At 60.0% G+C, this 20232-nt stretch carries 12 protein-coding genes; 10 read left to right on the top strand and 2 right to left on the bottom strand.

Annotated features, from left to right (window positions below):
• The first annotated feature begins 22 nt into the window (after positions 1-22).
• From tssA to AC0J1C_RS16510, 10 genes are all read left to right on the top strand, one after another.
• Positions 23-1441: a type VI secretion system protein TssA gene (tssA, locus tag AC0J1C_RS16555; protein WP_473044869.1), complete on the top strand. Its 1419-nt coding sequence runs from the start codon at positions 23-25 to the stop codon at positions 1439-1441.
• Positions 1442-1473: 32 nt separating this feature from the next.
• Positions 1474-5061, top strand: coding sequence for a type VI secretion system membrane subunit TssM (tssM, locus tag AC0J1C_RS16550; RefSeq protein ID WP_375193889.1), 3588 nt, complete (start codon positions 1474-1476; stop codon positions 5059-5061).
• A 101-nt stretch (positions 5062-5162) separates the two neighbouring features.
• The gene (locus tag AC0J1C_RS16545) at positions 5163-7286 is read left to right on the top strand and encodes a type VI secretion system Vgr family protein (RefSeq protein ID WP_473044868.1); all 2124 of its coding nucleotides are present in this window, start codon (positions 5163-5165) and stop codon (positions 7284-7286) included.
• A gap of 17 nt (positions 7287-7303) precedes the next feature.
• Positions 7304-7843, top strand: coding sequence for a DUF4123 domain-containing protein (locus tag AC0J1C_RS16540; RefSeq protein ID WP_473044866.1), 540 nt, complete (start codon positions 7304-7306; stop codon positions 7841-7843).
• Between the two features lie 39 nt (positions 7844-7882).
• Positions 7883-11482 carry a hypothetical protein gene (locus AC0J1C_RS16535; protein ID WP_473044865.1) on the top strand — a complete coding sequence of 1200 codons (3600 nt, stop codon included), beginning with the start codon at positions 7883-7885 and terminating at the stop codon, positions 11480-11482.
• On the top strand, positions 11479-12495 hold the full coding sequence (locus AC0J1C_RS16530; RefSeq protein ID WP_473044864.1) for a hypothetical protein: 1017 nt from the start codon (positions 11479-11481) through the stop codon (positions 12493-12495). Before AC0J1C_RS16535 ends, AC0J1C_RS16530 begins: the two co-directional genes overlap by 4 nt.
• Before the next feature lie 112 nt (positions 12496-12607).
• A complete protein-coding gene (locus tag AC0J1C_RS16525) occupies positions 12608-13057 on the top strand; it encodes a DUF4124 domain-containing protein (protein WP_473044863.1) in 450 nt (149 codons plus the stop codon).
• A gap of 71 nt (positions 13058-13128) precedes the next feature.
• Entirely contained in the window at positions 13129-14004 is an 876-nt protein-coding gene (locus tag AC0J1C_RS16520; protein ID WP_473044862.1) for a DNA ligase, read from the top strand.
• Positions 14005-14121: 117 nt separating this feature from the next.
• Complete coding sequence (locus AC0J1C_RS16515) at positions 14122-15408, top strand: glycerophosphodiester phosphodiesterase family protein (protein ID WP_473044861.1); 1287 nt, start codon at positions 14122-14124, stop codon at positions 15406-15408.
• 182 nt (positions 15409-15590) lie between these two features.
• Entirely contained in the window at positions 15591-16169 is a 579-nt protein-coding gene (locus AC0J1C_RS16510) for a porin family protein (protein ID WP_375193957.1), read from the top strand.
• A gap of 71 nt (positions 16170-16240) precedes the next feature.
• Here the strand turns inward: AC0J1C_RS16510 and cysK are convergent, their stop codons facing one another.
• Complete coding sequence (gene cysK, locus AC0J1C_RS16505; protein WP_375193956.1) at positions 16241-17212, bottom strand: cysteine synthase A; 972 nt, start codon at positions 17210-17212, stop codon at positions 16241-16243.
• 72 nt (positions 17213-17284) lie between these two features.
• Positions 17285-20194: a transporter substrate-binding domain-containing diguanylate cyclase gene (locus tag AC0J1C_RS16500; protein WP_473044859.1), complete on the bottom strand. Its 2910-nt coding sequence runs from the start codon at positions 20192-20194 to the stop codon at positions 17285-17287.
• Positions 20195-20232 lie beyond the last annotated feature (38 nt).

Below are 20232 nucleotides of genomic sequence, written 5' to 3'. Positions count from 1 at the left end.
AAGTCCCCAAAGGAGCCCCGTTATGCAGGTGATTGAGCAGCATCCCTACGTCAGCCAGGTGATTTCGGCGCTGCCAGGCGAGAGCGGGGTGGGCGAGGCGCTGGGTGAGGATCCGGCCCTCGAGTTCCTTGAGAACGAAATCATGAAAATCGGCTCCCTGGCGCACAATGACATCGACTGGAGCAAGGTTGAGCAGGAAGCGCTGACCATTCTGTCCGACCGCAGCAAGCACCTCAAGGTTCTGGGATTCCTGCTCCTTGCCCTGCAGCGCGGTGGCGATGGTGAGCGGTTTGCACTGTCTCTGTATCTGTTGCATCGAGTGCTGGATGAGTGGTGGGAGAAGGCCTGGCCCTATCCTGGTGAAAAGGGCCAGCGGGCCCGCAAGATGATGTTCACCCAGATGCTGCAGCGGGCCACCAAGGGTGTGGAGGGCCTGTCGTTCGATGGCAGTGTTGGCGATGGTCGCCAGTACTGCCTTGAGATACTGGCATCGCTGCTTGAGCAGGCCTCTGCCAGGGCTTTGCCGGAGGAGTCTCTGAGCGACCTGAAGCGGGCCATCGAAAAGCTTCCGGTGACGAGCGAAACCACCCCTGCGCCTTCGGCCCCGGAATCCGAGCCCAGGAGCACCCCGGCAACGTCATCGCCGGCTACATCGACAGCCAGCCTGGGCACCCTAAGCCTGGACCCCGGCAATGAGCGGGCTACCCGTCAGAGCCTGTTAAAGGTGGCCGATCTGCTGACCGACACCGGCCCTGGTGAGCCGCTCGGCTACCAGCTGCGGCGCTACGCCATCTGGCACACCATTACGACCGTGCCGCCGACGCGGGATGGCCAGCGAACCGACCTGGCAGCGGTCAGCGCCGACCGCGTTGCCGATTATCGCGAGGCGCTTGAAAAGACGCCGGATCAGGCCCTGTGGCAGCGGGTGGAACAGAGCCTGTCGGTCAGCCCGTTCTGGCTCGACGGACACTGGTTAAGTGCCCAGGTGGCAAATCGTCTGGGCCATGGCGAGTGTGCTGAAGCGATTCGCCGGGCATGCCGTGAGTTTGTGGATCGATTGCCGCAGCTGCCGGAGCTTACCTTCAATGACGGAACGCCGTTCCTGTCAGGGGAAGCGAGCGACTGGCTCTGGGCGTCGCCGACGGAGAGCGCCTCCGGCAGTGGCGCTGACGCCTGGGAAAAGGTATACGGGCAGGCTCGGGAACGGGTGGTCGCCGGGGAACTCGCCGAGGGCATGCAGTTGCTCGAGGACGGACTGGCAGAGGCCCGGGAGCCGCGGGACCGCCTGTACTGGCGCTTGGCCAGCGCTCGCCTGATGAAAGAGGCAGGCCTGAAAACGCTGGCGGCGCAACTGGTTCAGGACCTGCAGGCCCAGGTTCGCGGGTTGGCCCTGGAGGCCTGGGAGCCAACCCTGGTCAAGCAGCTTGAGAAGCTGGGCTGACCAGAGACATTCACCAAGGAAGAACACCGGGAATGGATACCATGTGGAGAAAAGCTTTACTCATCGGTCGCTGGCTTTTGCCGTACCTGAAAAACGCAGCCCCGGTCACCCTGACGCTGGGCGTTATTGCCCTGCTGGTGGCCACCTGGTGGCTCGGCCCCCGCTGGCAGATGGGAGGGGAATACCCGCTCGCCGCCTGGCAGATGCGGGCCCTGGTTACCCTGGGGGTGGTGCTGATGGTGGCGATGGTGTGGGGCCTTGTCCTGGCCCGGCGCCTGCGCAAGGTGAACGTGAAGCAGGCGCAGGAGCAGCGCGAGCAGGAGGATCCTATTCTGCCTCTTGAGCGCAAACAGCAGCGGTTGCTGGACCGGCAGTTGTCGGCGCTGAAAAGCAACCTGCCGGGCCGCCGCGGGATTTACCGACTGCCCTGGTATCTGGTGATGGGGCTCGAGGACGCAGGCAAAACCAGCCTGATCCAGCGCTCCGGCCAGACCTACACCCTCACCAACGTGACCCGCAACCACAGGGCCGATCGCAATGCCTTTGGCTTTGACTGGTGGATTGGTGACCAGGGCGTGCTCATTGACCCCGACGGCGAGCTCTTGAGCCAGAGCAACGGCGAAGGAGCTGGCGCCGAGGTCCAGAAACGGCTCTGGCACCACTTTGTAGCCTGGCTCGAGCAGAATCGTCCGCAGAGACCGCTCAATGGCGTCGTGGTCGCCGTTGATCTGGCCAGCCTGAGCGTTGCCGATCCGCAGCAACGCAAAGCGCAGGCCATTGTACTGCGAACCCGCCTTCGGGAACTGATGGAGCAGCTCGGCTCCCGTCTGCCGGTGTATGTCACCTTTACCAAGCTGGATCTGCTGTACGGCTTCGGGACGCTCGCGCGTACGCTCACCCGATCCGAAAAAGAATCCGTTCTGGGATTCACCTTCCGGCTCGAGGGCCAGATCGACAATGATGACTGGCTTCAGGAATTTGCCGAGCGGTTCGAGGCGATGGTCGGGCGGCTGACCGACCGCCTGCCGGACGTTCTGGTGCAAACCCGGGATGCCGAGGAGCGCTCCGCCGCGTACTCGTTCACCCGGCAGCTGGCAGGCCTGAAACCGGCCCTTGAGCAGTTCCTGACCGACCTGCTCTCGGCCGATGTGTTCTCCACGCCGGCGTTGGTGCGAGGCACCTACTTTACCTCGGTGTTGCAGGAAGGCGTACCGGAGGATGCCTTCGTATCCGCGGCAGCGGCCAGTTACCAGTTGGCCACGCCCATACAGCCGGCCCAGCGCGCCGGTCAATCGGCGCATCTGTTTACCGAGACCCTGTTTCCCGGCGTTATCTATCCCGAGGCCGGGCTTGCCAGTGACAATCAACGGGTGGTGCGCGGGCGCCAACGTCGCCTGGCTACGGCGGCAGTGATTGCCCTGTGTGCCGGTGCCGGCATGACCGCCGGTTGGCAGCATTTCTTCATCAAGAACGCCGAAGCGGCGGCGGCCGTCGAGGAGCGGGTCACAGGATTTATCGATAACTGGCAGCCGGTCGGCTTTGAGCCCGACACCACAGGCCGTAACCTGCTTGGGCCCCTGGACGAACTGCGCCAGGCCACGCTTGCCTTTGGTGACCATCGCCGCAACTGGCCGTATTTGCGCGACATGGGTCTTTACCAGGGACATCGTATTGGTCCGGAGGTTGAGTCTTCTTACCTGGACATGCTGGCCTACCAGTACCTGCCATCCCTGATGGTGGGTATTATGGCCGAGATGAACGAGGCCCGGGACACCAACGAGCGTCTGGACCACCTGCGGGTCTTGCGGATGCTTTACGACGCCAGCGGCCGCCGGAAGGATATTGTTAACGGCTACATGAAAGCCTATTGGCAGCAAGAATTTCCGGGGCAAAAGGCTTTGCAGGAACGTCTGCTCGGGCATCTTGACTATGCCATGGCTCACACCGATCTGGCCCGACAGCGACGCGCCGGTGACCCGGTGGCAGACATGGCGCTGGCGCCCTTTATCAGCAGTGTGGAGTGGGCCCAGCATGAACTCGGTCGCGTACCGACACCCAATCGGGTGTACCGGGACCTCGAAATGGAGGCCGAGCGTGAGTTCCAGGCGCCACTGGAGCTTGCGCGGGCGGCGGGGCCGGCCTTTGCCACGGTGTTCTCCCGGGTGGATGAGCACGGCGAGCCGGCAGACACAGGCACCCTTGTGCAGGACCCGCTGACCATTCCCGCGCTGCTGACCCGCGCAGGCCTCGAGAAATGGTTCCTCCGCAAATCCGGCTCGGTCACAGAGCTGGCCCTGATTGATGCCTGGGTGCTTGGGCGCCGGGATGACGTCCAGTTCAGTGAGGCCGACGAAGCGGAGCTACGCGCCAGTCTGCAGTCGCTTTATGCCGAGCACTACACGAACGCCTGGCGCACCGCCATCAGCCGCATCCGAATCCATCGGTTTGAGGACCTCAATCACGGCGTCCGGGTACTGGAGAGCCTGACCGGCGGCCACGAGCCCCTGGCCCGGTTGCTCGCCCGGGTGCGGGACAACACGCAGCTGGTGCCTTCGGCCGAAGGTGAAACGGCCGGTGCCAGAGAGTTGCTGGAGCAGTCCGCCCATTTCCGGATGCTGCAGGACATCGAGCGCCGCTTTGCCGACCTCAACCAGCTGACCGCCCCGAATGGCGATCAGCCCACCGGCCTTGAGCAGGTCATGGTGGTGGTGAACGAGTTGCATCAGTACCTGCGCAACGTCCAGGAGGCACCGGACCAGGGCAAGGCCGCCCTGGCTGCGGCTCGGGCCCGGCTGAGCCTGCAGGGCGCCGATCCCATCTTCACCCTGCAACGCATGGCCGACCATCAGCCTGAGCCCCTGAATCGACTCCTCACCAGTCTTGCCACCGAAAGCTGGCGGGTATTGCTGGATCACGCGGTGGCGCAGCTGGAACGTGACTGGTACCGGGAAGTCTATCAGCCATTCCAGCAAAACCTGGCCCGGCACTATCCGTTCAGTCCGGATGCCGGTCGTGACGTGGCGTTGCAGGACTTCGAACGCTTCTTCGCCCCGGGCGGTATCCTGGACACCTTCTACCAGGACAACCTCAAGCTGTTCCTGGAGGATCACCCGGAGCAGGTGGGTGACGCTCGTCGGGCCAGCCTGGTACGCAGGGACGTCATGGCCTCCCTGGAGAGCGCCGACCGTATTCGGCGGGCCTACTTTACTCGCAGTGGCTCCCTGGACGTGGAATTTGCCCTGGAGCCACTGAACCTGTCCGCGAACAAGCGACGCAGTGTGGTCAATCTCGATGGCCAGCTGGTGGAGTTCAGCCATGGCCCGCGCCAGAGTATTCCGCTGGTCTGGCCCAACACCCTGCGGGATTCGGTGGAAAGCCGCATCACCCTGGTGCCGGTTCAGGTTAACCGATCGCCCCGGAGTCTGTCCGAATCGGGGCCCTGGGCGCTGTTCCGGCTCCTCGACGAGGCCGACATCACCGGCGTGAGCGACAGCGCCGTGGATGTCCGCTTCCAGGTGGACGACGGCGAGATGCGCTATCGCCTGCACGCGGCCAGCAACACCAACCCGTTCACACAGCAGTTACTGGCGGGGTACCGCATACCACGCAGCTTGTATTAGACTAGGGGCCCCGATCAGAACAGGAGGTTTTGATAGGGGCCAGGGCCTCCTCCAGGGACACAGCGAGGCAACGGATTCAATACTCTTCAGGGATCGAAGACATGCCCCAGGCAAGCGGACTGCAATTTACGGTCACCATTGGTGGCTTTCCCTCCGATCACTTTGCCCTCGTTGGCTTTGCGCTGACCGAGCGGCTCTCCGAGCTCTTCCATGGTCGAATCGAGCTGGCCAGTTCCGATCCATCGGTGCCTGCGGCCCAGGTTCTGGAGCAGCCGGCAGACCTCGTCATCTGGCGTGATGGCGCCGCCGTGCGGCGATTTAACGGGGTAGTGAGCGAATTCGTCCGACGCGATTCCGGCCATCGCAGAACCCGCTACGAGCTGGTGATTCAACCGCCGGTGTGGCGACTCGGGCTCATGCACAACAGCCGGATTTTTCAGGGTCAGACCACCGGCGACATCATCCGGGCCCTGCTCGAAGAACGGGGCGTGATTGATACCGAGTTCGACCTGAAACGCCCGCCCCTGGAACGGGAATACTGCGTGCAGCATCGCGAAAGCGACCTGGCCTTTGTCGAACGTCTGGCGGCCGAAGAGGGCTGGTTTTACCGGTACCGCCACGGGAGAGTTGATGGCCAGGAGTCGCCGGCACTGATCCTGGCCGATCACCACGGCAGTGCGCCAATGCTTGAGGCGGCTGAGTACAACAGCCGGTCCGGAGGCGCGGAGCAGGGGCCCTGCGTGTATCGGTTCGAACATCGGGAGCGGATTCGGGCAGCCTCGGTGGCCATGAAGGATTACACCTTCAGGAACCCGGCCTACGGTCTGTTGCAGGAGCAGGTCGCCGCCAGTCCCTCCCACCGGGCCGACTATCAGCACTACGAGTATCCGGGTCGTTTCAAGCAGGATCAGGCCGGTGAGCGATTCACGGCTGCGCGGCTGGATGCCCTGCGCAACGACGCTAACACGGGCAACGGCGAGAGCAACCGCGCGGATTTTGTGGCCGGCGCCCGAGTGGCGCTGACCCACCACGATAACGAGGCCCTCAACCGCGACTGGCTGCTGGTGGCTGTCACCCACACCGGTCGGCAGCCCCAGGCCCTCGAGGAAGAGGGCGGCAGCGGTTCCACCACCTACCACAACTATTTCAGTGCCATACCCGCCGACCGGACCTGGCGCCCCCTGTGCGAACACAAGCCGCTGATGGACGGCCCCCAGATGGCGGTGGTGACCGGCCCGGAAGGCGAGGAAATCCACTGTGACCGTTACGGCCGGGTCAAAGTCCGGTTCCCATGGGACCGCTACAGTGCCAACGACGAGCACAGCAGCGCCTGGCTCCGGGTGAGCCAGGACTGGGCCGGTGGTCAATATGGCTTCATGGCTCTGCCTCGTATTGGCCACGAGGTCATCGTTTCCTTTCTGGATGGCGACCCCGACCAGCCGATTGTCACCGGTCGCACCCATCACGCCACCAACACCCCGCCCTACGCGCTGCCGGAGCACAAAACCAGAACCACCCTGAAGACCAGAACCCACAAGGGCGAGGGCAGTAACGAACTGCGCTTTGAAGACGAGGCCGACCAGGAACAGATCTACGTTCATGCCCAGAAAGACCTGGCGCTGCTCACCGAACACAACCGCACTGAAGTCATCCGGAATGACAGCCACCTGACGGTGGAGAACAACCGCTTCAGCCACACCAGGGGCAACCGCCACCACACCGTGGATGGTGAAAAGCGCGAACAAACCGGCAAGGACCACAGCTTTGACGTAACCGGCACCCTGCACCTGAAAGCCGGCACCGCCTGGCTGAGCGAGTCTGGCACCGAACTGCATATCAAAGCCGGCCAAAAGGCTGTGATTGAAGCGGGTGCGGAAATCACCCTAAAGGCCGGCGGCAGTTTTGTGAAAATCGACCCCAGCGGCGTCGCCATGGGTGGCGCGAGCATCAAGATGAATGCGGGTGGTGCGCCGGGCAAGGGGAGTGGGCAGCGGGTGCAGGTGCCGGAGATGCCGGGGTTGGTGACGACTGCGGGTGGGTTTGTGGCGCCGGTTGCGTTGGCAGAAGTCGATCAACGGATGCATGCCCAGCCCAAAGCGGTGGTTGCTCATCGCCTTAGGCAGGCTCGCATGCAAGGAACGGCCATTGTTGAGCAGTGCCAGCAGCAACCGGATGGTTCGTGTCCACTGGGGAACTGCCCCTGTGGCAAAAACCAGTCAGCATAGTCGGAGGGGAAAGGTTCGTGGCTGTAGCAAAACCTTCGTCTGAAAAGGTGCGTTACCTGGTATTGGAAGCCCGCCAGAACCCACCTGTTGTTCGGTCTTTGTACGAACTGGCAGACAACCCGAAGTGGATTCACTTGTTTGCGGAAACAGACTGGCAGCAATACCTGGCTGAAAGCCCGGTTGTCCTGGAAGCAACCCAGAGTAGTGCTGAATATCAATGGGCGTTGAAAGGATTGAAGGAAGGGCGATTAACAGGGCTGATCCTGGAATCTTCAGAGGGCCTGGACTCTGTCACGAAATGGTTAAGAGCGCGTTTGAAAGTGCGTTTTAACGGACAACGACAGGGTTTGTTGCGCTTCTACGATCCTGACATATGGCATCGATTGTCTCCGACCATGCGAGAGGAATCGGATGTAGTTGAGCGTGTTATCTACTGGCACGGTGATTCGGATGAGGCCCGCTGGCAAACCACGGAAAAACCAAACCCCTTTACCATGCTTCCAATGCCCATATTGAGCCAAACACAGTGGCGGGCATTGAACACGGTTACAGTCTGAGATTGAATTCACAGCTATACAAAGCAAGGAATGACAGGGATGTCTGAGAGCAATTCAAACCAGGGTGCCGGTAACTGCGGCCCTGCCTGCGAGGGCGAATCGCTCATCATTGAAGTGATGGGGAAGGATCATCCGGAGGGGCACAGTTTCAGAATCTTTGATGAGACCAACTATGAGCAGCAGGAATGGCTGGAGAATAAAGTACGCCTTGAGTCCCTTGAGGACTCGGCTCTTCACCTTTGGCCTCGCAGCGGACAGCCTGCTCATAACATCTGGCTTGATATTGAGGCAGAAGAAGGAGCGCCCATCCGCGTTTCATTTTTCAGTGATGTCGACTCCACACCTCGTCAATTGAATGGTCAGTGGAACCGGATCTGGCCCATTGTGCCGCTAACAGCCTTGCACGATGCCAATCCTGAGCCCGGACAGCCCTCCGAAAATGTAGTGCCGGTGCGCTCGGGTTTTATCTACATTTTCCGGAGTGGCAAGCTGTGGCGCGAACTTGAAGTTGGCCAAGTGGATACTGGTAAGCCTGGGTTTCGTGACGTTCGTCTGTCGGACTATCGAGAGCCTGGTTTGGCAGGCGTCACGGAGGATCGCCGGGCAGTCGTAGGGAAGGCTCTGCCCGCTATCTGGTTACCGGTGTGCCAAATGAATGCCACCATCATGAATGAATTCCAGTTGGCCTTTTCAGAAGTGCAGTTTTCGGTTGAGCGGATAGCTTATCTTGAAAGGGACGCCGAGGCCCGAATGCGACGTTGCCAGACTCTCCAGGGTCCCGAGCCCGCAGTCACGTCTACTTCGGTTTCTGGACAGTCGGTTGTTGCCCCCGGTCAGTTGATGCCATTGGCGTCTTTGCCTGAAATGCGTTCCAGGGAACCGTATCTGGAACAGCGACTGCCCAGGCCCTGGAAGCAGGTATACGACCTTGCGGGAACGTATGCCAGTAATCTTTACAGTCAAGCGAAAGAGGAGTTGCAGGCCTTCTGTATTGGGGGGACTTCCGCGGAAGCGGCGTGGAAATCGGCACGATATCGCGATGCGCCGTTAATTGGCGTCCCCGCTGCCCGGGCCGATGCGCTGGATGAAAGCGGTGACAAAGAGGCCACGGAGCCTCAATTCTGGCAGCCGCTGGATGCCTCGGAAGACGTTCTTTCTCAAGCAAAAGAAAACCAGTACGCCGGCGTAATTCTCGAAGACAGACTGTTTTCGCTGAGGCGCTATCTTACCCGGGCACTGGATGCACATCGTCTGTTGACACGCTTACTCGAGGAGGTTGAGAAGCAGCCTCACAGCAACAGTGCCCAATTGGTTCATAGGCTTATGGGGCCTGAACGTCTGGCTGGGAAGGAAAATCCGTTACATCAGTACCTGGACTCCATTGAGACCAGCCTCTTTGGCCCCTTGCATACCCATCTGTTGACAGCACAGCGGCAACTGGCTCGGGAAGAACTGGTTGAGGCGCAGAAGATGTTGGCAGGCCTTGTGCGGCAAACTGAAAATCAAATCGCCTTGGCCGATCTTTTCAGTCTTGCGCAGGCCGACTATATCGAGGGTTTTGCTCTGGCACGGGAGATATTTCAGATCCTGGCGATGGATACCAACAGCGTTGACCACCTAGCGCGGACAGAGGCGGCCAGCGATGCCCAGATTCGGGATGCCAACGATCTGGTGTTGAATATTGTGAAGGAAGGCAGCGACCAACCTCTGCACAACATGTTGTTTCCACCTGAGAAAGCGGTCAGCGCACGTTCGGAAGACGTTCGGGGAGATTGTGGGGATGGGCGGTGTCGTCCCGAGGATCTGAAGAAACTTCCGGAGCAGCCACCAGAGCCAGATGAGGTGCAAACACTGACCGCAGCAGCCTTGGCTGCGCTGGTAAAAACCGACAGCATTGACCTCTCGTCTGAGCTCAAGCGCTGGATGGGCAGCATCGGCGCAATCCTGGATGGTATCGACAAACACGTGCGTGCCCTCGCTAACCGCATGAAGTCCCAGACCTACAGGCTAGACAGTCGGCTTTATGGTCCGTTGCTGCGTATGGCCAAAGCCCGCGATCCGGCACTACTGAGTAGCGTTCAACTGGTTGCCCGTAATGCAGTCCCACAGGGCTGGCTCATTTTGGGGCTCAGTGATCCAGCCTCCGGACTGGAGCTGGGCCTCACCGAAGCTGACCGGGAATACGTGCATACAAACAATGGCCACCGTCGTTTCTATGGAGAGTATCTGGACAGACACGGCAATCCTTTGGCGAGCACCCGCAAATCGGCCATCCCTGACCTGGCCGAGACGGCCGAAGCAAGGCAGATGCATGTTTATGCAGCGCCGGAGAACTCCGCGGTCGTCCGAGCCCAAAGGGATATGCGCCGGCTGAAGTCGTGGGACGAGTTTTTCAACAGGGTACGGATGCCATATCTGGTTTTGATGATTGAGGGGCATAACATTTGGCGGGAGTTCAGCCTACTAAAAAAGGTTGAATCGCGGAAAGGTCTTACACGAGTTGGGTTCGGAATCGCAAGCGCAGGGGCCGATTTGCTTTTTGCAGGCACGATTGCCGCAGAAAGATTAAGCATGGACTTGGGCATCTGGAAAGGAGCAGCTGCTCACCTAAATAGAACCGCCGTCACAATTAACCTGGAACTTATTGGAAGAGCCTCAACAAGGCTTGCAGATGCTTTGCCCCGAATCATTAGCCGGCGATTGTTTGGCGGTTTGATAACTGCGGGACTGACCATTACTGTCTCATCATTGGATATGGCCAATGAATGGGATACCGGCGACATCGACGCCTCAGTGGCTTATGGAATCTCTGCGGTGGGCGGAGGCATGATGGCGATGGGTGCGTTGATGATGGTCAAAATGACTGAAGTCGGTATTGCGCCAATACTTCTGGGTTTGGGGCCGTGGGGCTGGGTACTGGCCGGTGCCACATTGGCTATCGGAGCGGGAATACTCGCAACGATTCAGGATGACCCACCACTGGTCGACTGGCTAAAGAGAGGTCCGTTCGGCCCGGAGCAAGACGACGCCTATCCTCACCTAGTCGATAGTCCAGCGCGAACCTATTATCGGCTGGTGAACCTACTTACCAAACCGCGCATTTCTGTTGAGCCGGTCAACGACTTGCATGCCAAATTGGTTCGTGATGGTTACAAAGTTGGCGCCGTGGATGAGAGAGATTTTGCACGCATCAACACGGTGGTCCGAGTCGAGAACAATCTTGTAGCAATGCTGGACAACGCCTCGTTGATTATCGCAATGCGTCCACTGTGTATCACTCGATCGCCAACACGCAGGGGGCTCAGAACGTCGCGGGAGATTCTGGCAGAGTCACCCGAGGTGCTGATCGAACAGCCTCTGACCAACGGTAAGGCCTTATACATAGCCATGCCGCCAAGCCAAACCTTTGAGACCTTATTCGGGCAAGAAACCGTGACAACCCATGAATTACTGATCAGGGCTCAATGGCGGGCCTCTGTTGCGATTGACGGCATCGGTGGGACTCTCGTGTTTCCTGCGCCAGAACTGGAGGATAGTACGACGTTTGATCCTGACGTGCATGGCGAACCGGACTTCAGTAAAACGGGCGAACTGTTCTGGGCCGATGAGCGTAGCCACAAGCTAGAGGAGCGTTCATGAGTGCCACTTTGGAAAAAAACGTAGCCTACGCTTCCACTGCATACCGCAGCAATCGGAAAGTCCCAGCGCCGACAGAGGTTAGTCAGCAGAGTGAGCTGTTTCGCAGAAGCTGGACGATGGGTGCACCCTTGCCAAGCGGTAAATTGTCCGGGCTCGTTCCGCCAGGGTTTCTTGAAACATGGCACCCTCAAAGGCTCAGGGAATATGAGGAAATAGAAGACAGAAAAGGTGTAACTGAGCTTGAAGAAAGACACACCTATCATGGTCGCCTCGATGAGGAGTGCTTGCGTTACGCCACCCTGCCCAAGGTAAGTTGGGCGTTACTTTGGATGCAGCACGGCGGACGCATTCTGTTCACCTGGTTATTGCCGCTTTTCGTGTTCGCTTGGACTGTTTTGTGGTTTATTCGGCCTGATAGAGATTCTTTTCCCCAATTCTTTGCGGATGGTGTTCTCCCCACGCTTGCTTTCTTCTTCCTCCCGATGCTCCTCTGCTGGGGCATCGGACGCTTCCTGGAAAAAAAATACCCCAAACTGGTCTACCAGGAACCCAAGGGACCGCTATGGGAGCTCAACCGTCGCACTGGCATGGTGACCTTGTTCAAGGATCCGGAGAAAGACGGACAGTCTGGTGAAATCCGGGGTCAGGCTCCGTTCCACGAGTGGGACGGCTACCTGCTCAGCCTGCCGGATCACCAGGGGAACATCTGGTACCGATTGGTACTTGTCCATAAAACCCGAGAGTGGGCGTTGCCCATGAACCAGTTGTTGGCCGCAACGACTAACCGTGCAGATGTGCTCGCCTACTGGGATCTGGTCCGGCAGTACATGGATGTGTCCAAGCCGTTGCCAGACATTCCTCTGTTTGAGGCATGGCGCCACCTGGATCCTACGACCCGAGCCTATGATGAGAAAAACGGTCGAGACCCACATTACTGGCGCAACATGAGCGAGGAAGATTACGAGGCTTACAAGCGCCGGAACTGGACCGATCTAAACAATCATTCGTTCTGAGTACGATGCAGTGGGTAAACGCCAGAGCCCCGCAGACTATTGGACGACGCTGAACCTGGCTACCGTTTTCCGGAGACGTCACGGCGTAAATGACATTGACAAGGAGTTCTGCGTGAAATCAATTCTGCTGCTGGTGTCGATCTGCCTGCTTCCTCTCCCGGCATCCGCCGGCGTCTACAAATGGGTGGATGCCAATGGCCAGACCCATTTTGGCGATCGACCGCCCGCGCAGGCGTCGTCCAGTGAAGTAACGGTTGATACCAGACCGGCTGAGGTGGATGCAACGGCCCGCCAACGCCACCAGAAAATGACCGAATTCGTGGAGCAGCAACAGGCGGAACGGCAGGCCCGGCAGGCGGCCGATGCCAAGGCAGAAAAAGTGGCCCGGGAACAGGCGGAGCAGTGTAGGGAATTGCGCGCTCGGCTGAAGTTCCTGGCCAGTGTATCGACCTTCTACCACTTGAACGATCAGGGCGAGCGAGTGTTTGTCAGCGAAGCCGAGAACCGGCGCATTCGGGAAGACTTTCGCAGCAAGGTGAAGGACCAGTGCGGGAACGAGTGAAACTCTGATCATCCCGCTGGCTGGAAAGGAATGTCCGGCCCGGGCCTGACAACCTGAGCAAGGGAATTGCCATGTATAACCCCATCTCGGGCGCCGCGCCTGCGGTGCTATTTCTCCTCCTTTTTTCTTCCCTATTGCGGGCAGCGCCTCCCGAGTTGGTATTGGCCAAGGTGTATGAAAAAGGCGTACCGCTGGAGCGCTACTGGGTCAGTGAAAAGCTCGACGGAGTACGGGCCTTCTGGACCGGGGATCGATTCCTTTCCCGGGGTGGACATGAGTACCGGGCGCCGGCCTGGTTTACCCGGGGTTTTCCGGAGCAGCCGCTGGACGGCGAGTTGTGGATGGGCCGGGGAACCTTCGCCGAGCTGTCCGGCGTGGTACGCAAGGCGGTGCCGGTGGATGAGGAGTGGCGGCGAGTTCGGTTCATGGTGTTTGACCTTCCTGTCCGGAGCGTTCCTTTTGATGAACGCCTGGAGCGCTTGAAGGCAGTGGTTGCCAGTGTGGATTCCCCGTTTCTGTCGATTGTCGGGCAGAACCGGGCAACCAGTCACGACAACCTGATGGCGCGGCTTGAGGCTGTCACCCGGGGCGGCGGGGAGGGTTTGATGTTGCGTCTTGGCAGCAGCCATTACGAAGCGGGAAGATCCGACGACCTGTTGAAGGTAAAGCAGTTCCTGGATGCCGAGGCTGTGGTGGTCCGTCACCTTCCGGGTTCAGGCAAATTCCAGGGGCTGATGGGGTCTTTGCTGGTGGAGCTGGAAAACGGCCGGCGTTTCCGGATAGGGACCGGGTTCAGCGAGGCGGACAGGGCGTCCCCGCCGCCAGTTGGCGCACTGATCACGTTCAAGTATTTCGGCCATACCGCCACCGGGCTGCCGCGCTTTGCAAGCTTTCTGCGTGTGCGCGACGACGAGCCAACTGGCGCGGCGGGGTTGGGTGGTTACTGACGCCGGTCGGGGATTTACGTGCAGCCATAGTGTGACGGTCACGGAAACGTCGTCAGGTCGTAATCCTCTGTGTGAACACTGCCTGTGCAGTATCATTCATTGGACAAGGAGCTGGTTATGAAGTTACGCATGTTTCTGGGGTTGTCGTTGTGCACGATTGCCCTGTCAGTGGCGCAGGCCGCGCCAGGCAAGTCTCACCATGAATCCTGGGTTCCCCCGGGGCTGGACGAATGGCACCAGCTGGATGCCAAAGCCCCGATTCAACTGGGCCCGCGACCCTTCTGGCTGGTCCAGGCCATGGACGAAGGTCCTCTGAAAGAGCGCCTGCAGGCCTGCAACACCCAGCATCTCAAACGTACGGATTTCTCCATTGGCCACCGGGGCGCGCCGCTTCAGTTCCCGGAGCACACGCTCGAATCCTATGTGGCCGCGGCGCGAATGGGCGCCGGTATTGTCGAGTGCGATGTGGCCTTCACCAAGGATCGTGAGCTGGTCTGCCGACATGCCCAGAACGATCTGCACACCACCACCAACATCGTCGCCGTACCCGAGCTGAACGCCAAATGCACGCAGCCGTTCGTCCCGGCAGACACGGCCAGCGGCACGCCCGCACAAGCCGAGTGTCGTACCAGCGACATCACGCTTGCCGAGTTCAAGAGCCTGAAAGGAAAGATGGATGCGTTCAATCCGATGGCGACAACGCCCGAAGAGTACCTGAAAGGCACCGCCGATTGGCGCACAGACCTTTACGCCAGTCGTGGCACCCTGATGACCCACAAAGAGAGCATCGAGCTGTTCAAGGCCCTCGGTGTGAAGTTTACGCCGGAACTCAAATCGCCGGTGGTGGATATGCCGTTCGAAGGCGACTACAGCCAGCAGGATTACGCTCGCCAGATGATCCAGGACTACATCGATGCCGGGGTGAAGCCGAAAGATGTCTGGCCCCAGTCCTTCAATCTGGCGGATGTCCTGTTCTGGGTAAACGAGGCCCCCAGGTTTGGTAAACAGGCCGTGTTCCTGGACCAGTCAGCGCCCACGCCGGAGAACACCTCGCTGGCGTACATGGAAAGCCTGAAAGCCCAGGGCGTGAACGTTCTGGCCCCGGCTCTCTGGAAAATGCTGACGCTCGACAGCTATGGCGAGATCGTGCCCTCCGAATACGCGGATAATGCCCGCATGGCCGGTCTTGATCTCATCGCCTGGACGGTGGAGCGCAGCGGCCCCCTGTCGAATGGCGGTGGCTGGTACTATCAGTCCATCACCGACGCCATCAACAACGACGACGATATGCTCACGGTGATTGACGTGCTGGCCCGGGAGGTTGGTGTGATTGGCATCTTCTCGGATTGGCCGGCGACCACCACTTTCTATGCCAACTGTATGGCCAGCACCGTCAAGCGCTGAGCCCTGGGGGCGCTCCGTTGGGGCGCCCCATCGTCATTTCTTCATGAACGACGAATGACGAATTCTTAGTCCGGACGTAACCCAATCCGGTCGGATTCCCCTGTACGGTGAGATCAGGTATCTGGAAGTAAGCTTTCAGATACCGGGTAAGGACAGGACATCTCAACCTCAGGAGGAACGTCATGCATTCCGCAACCCGCTATTCCCTTGCCGCTTTCCTGACCGCCTCTGCTCTCACAATGCCGGTCGCCATGGCTCAGAATGGCCCGGACCGGGACCAAACAGGCCCCTATGTCAGTGGTAGCTACGGTGGTTACAAAGCTCACGGAGGAGACTTTGAAGACGAAAACGATATGCTGGGCGCGGCACTCGGATATCAGTTCAATCCGCTGTTTGCCCTTGAGGCGGAGTACATCGATTTTGGCAACTTCGGTCAGGATGACGTAGAAGGCAAGCTCAAGGGTGTCAGTGTCGGCGCGGTTGGTCGTCTGCCGCTCACCGAGAGCTTCGGTGTCTATGGTAAGGCTGGCGCCTTCGCCTCGGCGCTGGATGTTGATGCCTTTAACGAGAGTGAAACCTACGATGAGGTCACTCCGTTTGTCGGGGCCGGCGTGGATTTCCGGGTGACACCGCGGTTGTCGGCCTTTGCCGAGTACAACCGCTACAACGTGGACGTGGATGAAGAGGACTTCAACGGACAGGTCACCAACAGTGGGCCGGAGTTCGATACCGGTCGCGTTGGCCTGAAGTATCAGTTCTGATGTCTCTATTGCCTGTGTTAGCAGCGAGGCGCGGTGTGCAACCGCGCCTCGCTGCATCGCTATCTCAGGTTCTATTGCACGTTCTCGAGCTCGCCGAACCGGTCGGCGAAAAGGGCGGACGAGAGATAACGCTCCGCGCTGTCCGGCAGAACCACCACGATATTCTTGCCCTGGTGCTCCGGCTGTTTGCTTACCCTCACTGCAGCCACGACAGCGGCGCCACAGGAAATGCCACAGAGAATCCCTTCCTCCTGCATCAGCCGGTGGGCCATGTCCATGGCCTCCTCATTGGATACTGCCTCCACCTGGTCCACGAGATCCAGATCCAGGTTCTTGGGCACGAAGCCCGCACCAATGCCCTGAATCTTGTGGGGTGAGGGTTTGGGGTCCTCGCCGTTCATCACCTGGCGAATCACCGGCGAATCGCTCGGCTCCACGGCCACCGTGTGGATCTGTTTGCCCTTGGTGTGCTTGATGTAGCGGGAGACGCCGGTCAGCGTGCCTCCGGTGCCAACGCCGGACACGAATATGTCGATGTCACCGTCGGTGTCGTTCCAGATCTCCGGTCCGGTGGTGTCCTCGTGAATCCGGGGGTTGGCCGGGTTCTGGAACTGCTGGGGCAGGAAATGGTTGTCAGGATCCGAGGCGAAGATCTCCTCGGCCTTGGCGATGGCGCCCGGCATGCCCTTGGCGGGCTCGGTGAGTACCAGTTCGGCCCCCAGTGCCTTCAATACCTTGCGACGCTCCAGGCTCATGGACGCCGGCATGGTCAGAATCAGTTTGTAACCCCGGGCCGCCGCCACGAAGGCCAGGGCAATGCCGGTGTTGCCGCTGGTGGGTTCAACGATGGTCATTCCCGGTTTCAGGGTGCCGCGTTTTTCGGCATCCCAGATCATCGCGGCACCGATCCGGCATTTTACCGAATAGGCCGGATTGCGGCCTTCGATCTTGGCCCAGATGGTGGCGCCGTCGTTCACGCGGTTGAGTTTGACGAGCGGGGTGTTACCGATGGAGAGGGAGTTGTCCTCGTAGATACGTGCCATGGCGGTCTCCTGATGGTTGTCCTTGTTCCACAAGCATAGTAGCACCGGTGGCGTTCAGGTAACGATCAGGCGTCAGATTGCCCGCACCTCGGTCCGGTTGCGGCCGTTCTGCTTGGCCTGATACAGGGCGTTGTCGGCCTGGCGGAGGTATTCCGCGGCGGTTGCCTCCGGCCCCGGCTTGCCGGTAGCCAGGCCAATGCTGATGGTTATGCGGATGTCCTCACCCTGGAATCGAACGCTGGCGGCGGCCACGGCCTCCCGCAGGCTCTCCAGTCGGTTACGGAATTCGTCGCGGTCTTCAAAGCTGGCAAATACCACGAACTCTTCTCCACCAAAACGGGCCAGACGGTCGGTCTCGCGCCGGAAGTGCGAGCGCATGATTTCAGCCAGGGTCTTGAGGCAGAGGTCGCCGGCCTCGTGGCCATGGGTATCGTTGATTCGCTTGAAATGATCGGCGTCCACCATGGCCACCGCAAACCCGGAGTGGTGGCGCTGGCACCACTGGAAGCTCTTGCGGAATTCCTGATCAAAATAGCTTCGGTTACCCAGCTGGGTGAGGTCGTCGGTGACGCTCAGGCGGGCGAGGGTTTCGTTGGCAACGGCCAGCTCCCGGTTGAGCCGGCCGAGCTTGCGGTTCCAGTAAATCAGCAGCACGGCGATCAGGGCACCTACGAGGGCCAGTTGCCAGAGCAGGGAATAATCCACGGACTGTTTCAGCTGGATGTTTCGCCAGTGACTCTCCAGGCTTCGTCGCTCATCGACGGTGAGGCTTGCTACCAGTTTCTGCATGATGCCCAGCAACAGTGGTTCATCCGCGCGGGTAGCCACCGAGAGTGACCAGTCCGCCGGGATGCGGCCAATCACTTTCAGTTCGGGAAAGCCCAGGTCCTGAATGTAATGACTGGCCGTTGGCAAAGTCGTGATGTACCCGTCCAGCTCGTGGCGTTGCAGTCGGCGAAGCCCATCCTGTTCGTTCGGTACTTCAATCAGGTTGAGCGACGGGTATCGTTCTTTCAGTAACTCGGCAAAGGCATAGTCCTCCACCACGCCCACTTTCTGGCCACGCAGGTCGCCGACCCGTTCAATAAACGGGGCTTCGATCCGACCCAGCACCACATTGGGCACCACCAGGTAGGGTTCTGTAAAATTCATGAACTCGGACCGCTCCGGTGTCTTCATGGCCATGGCCAGGAGGTCGCAGCGCCGCTCCCGGGCGGCGACCATGGACTGCTGCCAGGTGTCGGTGGGCAGCACGTCGAACCGGATCGGGGTCCGTTCCGCAAACAGGCGGAATACCTCTGCGGAAAGGCCGACATGCTGGCCCTCACTGTCGAAACCTTCCAGCGGCAGCCAATCGGGATCGATGCACATGGACAAGCGGTGGCCGCGGGCTTCGAGCCACTGTTTCTCGCCTGCACTGAGGGACACTTCGCCCGTGGCCGACCTTTGCCGGCTGTTACTGGCGCCAAGCCATCGGTTTTCGATGGTGCGCATTTCGTCGGCGCTGATACTGGCCAGGGCCTGGTCCAGAATGTCGGCCAGTGGCGACAGCCCCGGGCGCACCCCAAAGCGCAGATCCTCACCGGGAAGGCCTTCCAGCAGCAGCTCACCGGCGATGCGCACACCCGTGAGGCCCAGCTCCCGGATCCAGAAATTGCCGTTGGGCAGTGCCGCCAGAACCACGTCCACCTCGCCCCGGGCGAGGGCTTCGAACATGGCATCCTGCGTGGTGAAAACCCGGGCATTGTCGCCCAGCCTCTCGCGAACCGGTTGCTCGTAATAGATACCCGAGCCGAGCGCCACCCGCCGACCCTGTAAATCGGCCAGTGAGTTGAACTCCAGGTCGGGATCAAGGGTAAAGGCAACGTTCGGTATGGTGTGGTAGGGCTCGGTATAACGGGTAAAGGCGGTGCGCTGAGGGCGGAACGACATGTTGGCGAGCAGGTCGATCTCACCGTCACGAAACAGCGGCAGCAGCTCAACCCATTGACCGCTCACCGGGATCACCTGCAGGCCGGTCAGGTCGGACAACCGGTGCAGCACGTCGACCGTCAGGCCCTCGATGCGGGTGCCGCTTTCGAAACTGTAGGGGGCATAATCGCGCATGAGCCCGACCCGCACCGGCCCGGTTTCGGCAATGAATCGGCGCTGTTCCGGGCTGAGCACCAGGTCCTCGGAAGCGGACAGCCGGGTGCCACCGAATTCCTGCCAGCGTTCCAGCAGTTCCAGAATGCGTTTCTCGGGAATCTTCTCGAGACTCGTCTTGATCTGCTCGAACAGCCCTTCATTGGATTTCAGGACACCGAGTCGGAAATCCTCCCTGGACAGCTCGCCCAGTGGCGCTTCACCCGCAATGGCGAGAAAACGGAACCCGGCCTCGTTGGCGTAATACTGCAGGGTCAGCCTTGGCCCGATAATCACATCCACCCAGCCGAATGCCAGGGCGCGGATCAGGCTGTACAGGGAGTCGTAGCTGGTGTGCTCGATGCCATTTTCACGCAGCCGCTCGGCGTAATAGACATCCCGGACCACGCCCACGCGCAAACCCTGCAAATCCTCGATGGATTGCACCTTGCCTATGGGGTGTTGGGTGTCGTGCATCAGGTAGGTCTGGCGAATGTGGTAGGGCTCGGTGAACAGGATCTGCTGTGCGCGGTCCTGACGAAAGGAGATGCCATCGATGACCTGCAGTTCGCCCCGCATGAAGGCCCCGTAGACCTCTGGCCAGCTACCGGCGCGAAAGGTGAACTCAAGGCCCGAGTGCTTCGCCACGTCCCTCAGAATATCAACGGAAAAACCGGCGGCCGTGCGACCCTCAACGAAGGAATAGGGTTTGTTATCTGCCACGATGCCGACGGTGATGGGAGTGGTGCTTTCCTGGCCGTGGGCAGAGGCGGAAACGAGCAGCCCCGTGATGGCCAGCAGAATGGAGACGGCGACGCTCACGAACGGGTTCGAACAGGGATGGGCAGGGCGGTTCATGGGGGTGCCGACGGTCCTTTACAGCTACACATTCAGTG

This window comes from Marinobacter sp. E2 (assembly GCF_055755345.1).
The sequence above is the reverse complement of the archived record's forward strand: the minus strand, read 5'-3'. Positions and strand labels throughout refer to the sequence as shown.